Raw genomic sequence first — 6,674 nt, forward strand, 5'->3', positions numbered from 1 at the left:
GGCCTTCACCCGCCGCACCGAGGTCGGCATCATGCGGCTGGTCGGCGCGACCCGCTGGTACACGCAGCTGCCCTTCCTCCTCGAAGCGGTGATCGCGGCGATCGTGGGCGCCGCACTCGCCATCGGCGGCCTCTTCGTGGCCAAGAGCATGTTCGTCGACGACATGCTCACCGAGGTCTACGACGCGAACATCGTCGCCCGCATCACCGACAGCGACATCCTTCTGGTCTCGCCGTTCCTGGTGCTCGTGGGTGTCGGAATGGCCGCCCTCACCTCGTATGTGACCTTGCGTCTGTACGTGCGTGAATAAGGTGTTGTGCGAGGTTCCTATGCTGGACGGTGTTCTGTTCGATCGATCGTGGACCGGAAAGGCCTGCACGTGAAGGAAAAGGGCCGGAAGGTCATCGCGACCAACCGCAAGGCGCGCCACAACTACACCATCATCGACACCTACGAGGCGGGAGTCGCGCTCGTGGGTACGGAGGTCAAGAGCCTGCGCGAGGGCAAGGCGTCCCTCGTCGACGCGTTCGCGACGGTCGACGACGGTGAAGTGTGGCTGCGCGGGCTGCACATACCCGAATACGGGCACGGCACGTGGACGAACCACGCCCCCCGTCGTACCCGCAAACTGCTGCTGCACCGACGAGAGATCGACGCGCTCGTCGGCAAGACCCGTGAGGGCAACCAGACACTCGTGCCGCTGTCGATGTACTTCTCCGACGGCAAGGTCAAGGTCGAGCTCGCACTCGCCAAGGGCAAGCAGGACTACGACAAGCGCCAGGATCTCGCACGCCGGACCGCCGAACGCGAGGTGACCCGCGAGCTCGGCCGGCGGGTGAAGGGCATGAGCCGCTGATCGCGGTCGCGCTCGCGCTGCTCGCCGCGGTCGGTTACGGCCTGAGCGATTTCGCCGGCGGCGCCGCATCGCGACGCGCGAGCGCATTGGGTGTCGTCGCCGTCACCTACCCGGTCTCGCTCGTCGTCTCCCTCGTCGCGGCGTCCGTCGTCGGTGGCGATATCACCGCCGCGTCGCTGGCGTGGGGTGCGGCGGCGGGCGTGGCCGGCGGAATCGCCGTCTGGTGGTTCTACCTCGCGCTGGCCGACGGGCCGATGTCGGTGGTCTCTCCGATCACTGCGGTGGTCGTGGCAGGGATCCCCGTGCTCGTCGGCATCGTGCTGGGGGATCGGCCCGGGCTGCTCGCCTGTCTCGGCATCGTCGTCGCCGTGGTGGCGGTGGGGCTGGTCGGCCGCGAATCCGACGAGACCGTCACCGGTGTCGGGCACCCGCCCTTCACCCCCACGATCGCGTGGTTGACCGTCGGATCCGGCATCGCGTTCGCGTTGTCGTTCGTCGGGCTCGGCCAGGTCGGGACCGACACGGGACTGTGGCCGCTCGCGGCGTCCCGCGCCACCGCCACGCTGGTGGTGTGGTTCGTGATCGCGTTCTCGTGGCGCACGGTGGTGTGGCCGATCCGGCCCCTCCTGCCGATCCTCATCGGGATCGGTGCGATCGACGTGATCGCGAACGGTGCCCTGCTCTTCGCCTACCAGTACGGTCTGCTGTCGCTCGTGAGCGTGATCGCCGCACTGTATCCGGCGGTGACGGTGCTGCTCGCCGTCCTCGTGCTCGGTGAGCGGGTGAGCCGGGTGAAACTGCTCGGGCTGGTCGCGGCAGGCTTCGCCGTCGCGCTCGTCGGCCTGCCGGGCTGATTCGTCCCGGGGCGGGTGAGGTCGAGCCGGTGACGCCGCTGGTGAGAGGTGCTGTGAGCAGGCTCATGACCCGGCTGCGAATCGTTTCGGGAAATGGGAATGACATCGTGCCTCGAGATCGTTACAGTAGGTAGTCCTGCGACAGTCGCAGGTGCGTACGGGGCTGAACGGTTTCGACTGCGTACGTTGAGCAAGGGGAAGCGTGTCGGTGCAGGCAAGAGACCACCGTAAGCGTCGCTGCAACCAATTAAGCGCCGAGTCCACTCAGCGCGAGTACGCCCTCGCTGCCTAAGCGAGCGCGTCTCTGTCAGCCCGGGTTTGCTCTCGACCCGGATCCTGGCATCGACTAGAGAGCTCTACCGTGCGGCTCGGTCGCGGAGACGTACGGGACAGCAAACAGCGACTGGGATCGTCATCTCGTCTTGTTCGCGAGAACGGGAGATCCGAGTAGAGACATAGCGAACTGCACACGGAGAAGCCCTCGCAAGGCGGCGGAGGACCCGGGTTCGATTCCCGGCAGCTCCACCAACGGCCCGGGTAGGAGATCGACATTCGATCACCTACCCGGGTTTCGTCGTTTCGGGATCCCGGAACCGGAGGTCAACGGATCGGCGCGGAAACCGGCAATGCCCGCCGCCGAGACTCGGGTGTGAGTTTCTCGGCGACGGGCACGGTCGCGCTGTCGGCCCGGAGGGCATCGGAGACGATGCCGGGACAGCGGAGCGAAACGAAGGATGTCCTCCCCGGCATGGCCTTCATTCCACTCGGTGAAAGTAGTCGATTATATCGTGAGCTAACAATATGACTCTGGGGTCGGAAACTTTGGTCTCTACGGAGTAGTGACCTTTGCGGCGACCAGCCGTGTCGACGCCCGGATCCGGGTACTCATCCCGCACGTACCGCTGGACCGGCGGGCAAGATGAGGGCACCACCATCGACGAGGAGAACACATGGCGCACGAACGAGCGGGACAGCCGGCCACGGCAGCGGATCTCGAGGACCTCGCACATCTGGTCACCGCCTACTACACCGTGCAGCCCGATCCCGAGAACGTCTCCCAGCAGGTGGCATTCGGCACCTCCGGTCACCGCGGCTCGAGCCTCGACGGTGCCTTCAACGAACACCACATCCTCGCGACCACCCAGGCCATCGTCGAGTACCGCGCGCAGCAGGGCACCTCGGGCCCGCTGTTCCTCGGCCGCGACACGCACGCGCTGTCCGAACCGGCCTGGGCGAGCGCACTCGAAGTGCTCGTCGCGAACGGTGTCGAGGTGGTGGTCGACTCCCGCGACCGCTACACCCCGACTCCCGCGGTCAGTCACGCGATCCTGCAGCACAACGCCGGATCCGGGGCCCGTGCCGACGGCATCGTGGTCACCCCCTCGCACAATCCGCCGCGCGACGGCGGCTTCAAGTACAACCCGCCGTCCGGTGGACCGGCCGACAGCGATGCGACCTCGACCATCGCCGCCCGCGCCAACGAACTGCTCGCCGCCGGACTCGACGGGGTGAAGCGGGTGCCGCTCTCCTCCGCCCTCGCCTCCGCCGGACGGCACGACTTCCTCGCCGCCTACATCGACGACCTGCCGAACATCGTCGACCTCGACGTCGTCCGTGCCTCAGGGGTCCGGATCGGTGCGGACCCGATGGGCGGTGCGAGCGTCGACTACTGGGGCGAGATCGCCGAACGGCACGCGCTCGACCTCACCGTCGTCAATCCCCTCGTCGACGCCACCTGGCGGTTCATGACGCTCGACACCGACGGCAAGATCCGGATGGACTGCTCGTCCCCGAATGCGATGGCGTCGCTGATCGGCAACCGGGAGGCCTTCGACCTCGCGACCGGCAACGACGCTGACGCCGACCGGCACGGCATCGTCACCCCCGACGCGGGTCTGCTCAACCCGAACCACTACCTCGCTGTCGCGATCGACTACCTGTTCCGCAACCGGCCGGGCTGGGCGGAGTCGAGCAAGGTGGGCAAGACGCTGGTGAGTTCGTCGATGATCGACCGGGTCGCCGCTGGAGTGGGCCGCGACCTGCTCGAGGTGCCCGTCGGCTTCAAATGGTTCGTTCCCGGCCTGAGCGATGGTTCGCTGGGCTTCGGTGGGGAGGAGAGTGCCGGTGCCTCCTTCCTCCGGCGAGACGGCTCGGTGTGGACCACCGACAAGGACGGCATCGTGCTCGCGCTGCTCGCGGCGGAGATCACCGCGGTGACGGAGAAGAGCCCGTCCCGGTACTACGCCGAACTCGTCGACCGGTACGGCGACCCCGCCTACGCGCGCGTGGACGCCCCTGCGACGCGGGAGCAGAAGGCGGTGCTGTCGAAGTTGTCGCCCGAGCAGGTCGGTGCCACCGAACTCGCCGGCGAACCGATCACCGCGACGCTCACCGCGGCACCCGGCAACGGCGCCGCGCTCGGTGGCCTGAAGGTGACCACCGAGAACGCGTGGTTCGCCGCCCGCCCCTCCGGCACCGAGGACGTGTACAAGATCTACGCCGAATCGTTCCGGGGCCCCGACCATCTCGCCGAGGTCCAGCAGGCGGCGCGCGAACTCGTCTCGTCCGTCCTGTCCTGAGTCCGGTCGCCACCGCGCCCCGGCGAGGTCGTGCGCCTCGCTAACATCGTGGGCATCATGCGGACACGTGACGCGGCGTTGCCGCGTGAAATCTGGGTTCTGGTCGTCGCGAGTTTCGTCATCGCGCTCGGCTTCGGTCTCGTGGCTCCCGCGCTGCCGCAATTCGCGCGCAGCTTCGACGTCGGTGTCACGGCGGCGACCGTCGTCGTGTCGTCGTTCGCGGCGATGCGACTGCTGTTCGCACCCGCGAGCGGATCGCTGGTGCAGAAGCTGGGCGAGCGGCCCGTCTACATCACGGGCCTGCTCATCGTCGCCCTGTCGACGGGGGCGTGCGCGTTCGCCGCGAGTTACTGGCAGCTGCTCGTCTTCCGGGCCCTCGGCGGTATCGGGTCGACGATGTTCACCGTGTCGGCGCTCGGGCTGCTCGTGCGGATCGCGCCCGCCGACGCCCGCGGGCGTGTCTCGGGCCTGTACGCGACGAGCTTCCTCATGGGCAACATTCTCGGCCCGCTCGTCGGTGGTGCGCTGATCGGGCTGGGTCTGCGCGCACCCTTCCTGATCTACGCCGTGGCGCTGCTCGTGGCGGCCTCGGTCGTGGGGATCAGCCTGCGCTCGTCGGATCTCGCCCGTCCCGACAAGGGGGACGGCGTGCCCGTCATGCGCCTGCGCGATGCGCTGCGCTCGCCGGTCTACCGCGCGGCCCTCGGATCGAACTTCGCCAACGGCTGGGTGGTGTTCGGGGTCCGCGTCGCGATGGTGCCGCTGTTCGTCGTCGAGGCCCTCGACGAGGGGGAGGCCTTCGCGGGTGTCGCGTTGACGGCGTTCGCAGTGGGCAACGCACTCGTCCTCATCAAGTCCGGCAAGCTGTCCGACCGGTTCGGGCGGCGACCCTTCGTCCTGGCCGGTCTGCTGGTGTGCGGGGTCAGCACGATCGCGATGGGATTCACCGAGAGCGTCGTGTGGTTCCTCATCACCTCGTTCGTGGCGGGCATGGGCTCGGGACTGTCGAACCCCTCGCAGCAGGCCGCGGTCGCCGACGTCGTCGGCAGCAAGGCCCGGGGCGGGCCTGTGCTCGCCGCATTCCAGATGGTCGCCGACGTCGGCGCGGTGATCGGTCCGATCGCGGCCGGTTTCCTCGCGGACCGGGTGTCGTACTCGACGGCCTTCGCGGTCACGGGCGTGATCATGCTCGCGGCAACCCTGCCGTGGTTCGTAGCCGGGCGCACCCGCGTCGCCGAGCAGGCGGCACCGGTGACCGGCGACACAGCGCGGTGAGTCGACTGCCGGGTACTGTCGCCGGCATGTGGGTCGGTCTCGTCTCCACGCTCGCCCGATTCGGTCTGGCAGCGGTGTGGCTCGTCTCCGGTTGGGTGAAGTTCTCGGACCCGACACAAACCGTCGTCGCGGTTCGGGCGTACCACATTCTGCCCACCGACTGGGTGCGGCCGTTCGCCGCGGTCTTTCCCGTGCTCGAACTGGTCCTCGGGCTGGTCCTGCTGGTGGGATTGGCGACCCGCCCCGCAGCGCTCCTCAGCGCACTCGGGCTGGTCGCGCTCGTCGCCGCGATCGCCTCGGCGTGGGCGCGTGGTCTGTCGATCGACTGTGGCTGTTTCGGGGGAGGGGGCGTGGTCGAGGATATCGACGGCCGCGACTACGCGATCGAGATCGCCCGGGATGTCGGCTTTCTGGCGATGTCGATGTGGCTGATCGTCCGACCGCGCACCTGGTTCGCGCTCGGTCCGGGTTCGCGGATGTCCCTCTCAGCGGCCACTCAGCCGTCGATGGCAGAGTGAGATCGTCCTTCCCCACCGACGAGCAGTAGAGGGCAGAATCCGTGAGCGCGAAGAAGGTCCCATCCGGCAAATACACACCGGAGCAGACATCGAACAGGTTCACCTACATTCTCGGCGGCATCGCCATCCTGGTGATCGGTGTGCTCGTCGTCGGCGGTGTGCTGTGGTCCTCGGGGGGCAGCGGTCCCCGCAACGACGACTACGGCTCCGTGCAGAACGCCGCGGTGGAGGTGTCGATCGAGGACGACGGTGCGATCCTGCTGGGCCGCCCCGACGCCCCGCGGACCGTCGACCTGTTCGAGGACCCGATGTGCCCGTACTGCGCCGAACTCGAACACAAGCATTCGCAGGAGCTCGCCCAGGCGATCGACGAGGGGCAGCTGGCGGTCCGGTACCGGATGCTGGCCTTCCTCGACCGGGCGTCGAGCAGCGGCGACTACTCGACCCGGGTGGTGGCTGCGGCGCAGTGTGTCGCCGAGAGCGGGGATGCCCGCGCGTTCTCCGCATTCCACAACGCCGTGCTGTCGCCCGACAACCAACCGGCCGAGGGCGGCAAGGGCGACATCGACAATGCGGGTCTCGCGCAGATGGC

At 68.1% G+C, this 6,674-nt stretch carries 7 protein-coding genes and 1 other RNA gene; all 8 read left to right on the forward strand.

From position 1 onward, the window contains the following. Window positions 1-310 (forward strand): FtsX-like permease family protein (locus tag R1101_RS0113225; RefSeq protein ID WP_016933897.1); only part of this gene is annotated, 310 nt, incomplete at its 5' end. Window positions 311-379: 69 nt separating this feature from the next. Next, window positions 380-856: an SsrA-binding protein SmpB gene (gene smpB, locus R1101_RS0113230; RefSeq protein WP_026003226.1), complete on the forward strand. Its 477-nt coding sequence runs from the start codon at window positions 380-382 to the stop codon at window positions 854-856. Then, window positions 853-1,710, forward strand: a complete 858-nt coding sequence (locus R1101_RS0113235) for an EamA family transporter (protein WP_026003227.1) — start codon at window positions 853-855, stop codon at window positions 1,708-1,710. The genes smpB and R1101_RS0113235 overlap by 4 nt, the downstream gene beginning before the upstream one ends. 159 nt (window positions 1,711-1,869) lie before the next feature. Then, window positions 1,870-2,238, forward strand: a transfer-messenger RNA (tmRNA) gene (ssrA, locus tag R1101_RS29600). 422 nt (window positions 2,239-2,660) lie between these two features. Further along, complete coding sequence (pgm, locus tag R1101_RS0113240) at window positions 2,661-4,289, forward strand: phosphoglucomutase (alpha-D-glucose-1,6-bisphosphate-dependent) (RefSeq protein ID WP_016933900.1); 1,629 nt, start codon at window positions 2,661-2,663, stop codon at window positions 4,287-4,289. A 57-nt stretch (window positions 4,290-4,346) separates the two neighbouring features. Next, the gene (locus R1101_RS0113245; protein WP_026003228.1) at window positions 4,347-5,564 is read left to right on the forward strand and encodes an MFS transporter; all 1,218 of its coding nucleotides are present in this window, start codon (window positions 4,347-4,349) and stop codon (window positions 5,562-5,564) included. Between the two features lie 26 nt (window positions 5,565-5,590). Then, complete coding sequence (locus tag R1101_RS0113250; RefSeq protein ID WP_016933902.1) at window positions 5,591-6,082, forward strand: MauE/DoxX family redox-associated membrane protein; 492 nt, start codon at window positions 5,591-5,593, stop codon at window positions 6,080-6,082. Window positions 6,083-6,123: 41 nt separating this feature from the next. Further along, the coding region (locus R1101_RS0113255) for a DsbA family protein (RefSeq protein ID WP_016933903.1) at window positions 6,124-6,674 on the forward strand (551 nt) is incomplete at its 3' end.

Origin of the sequence: Rhodococcus sp. R1101, assembly GCF_000278445.1 — a bacterium.
GTDB lineage: Bacteria > Actinomycetota > Actinomycetes > Mycobacteriales > Mycobacteriaceae > Rhodococcus > Rhodococcus gordoniae.

Excerpts from the sequence above, each read along its gene's own strand:
- pgm (WP_016933900.1), top strand. The coding sequence starts at position 2,661 with ATGGCGCACGAACGAGCGGGACAGCCGGCCACGGCAGCGGATCTCGAG.
- R1101_RS0113245 (WP_026003228.1), top strand. The coding sequence starts at position 4,347 with ATGCGGACACGTGACGCGGCGTTGCCGCGTGAAATCTGGGTTCTGGTC.
- R1101_RS0113250 (WP_016933902.1), top strand. The coding sequence starts at position 5,591 with ATGTGGGTCGGTCTCGTCTCCACGCTCGCCCGATTCGGTCTGGCAGCG.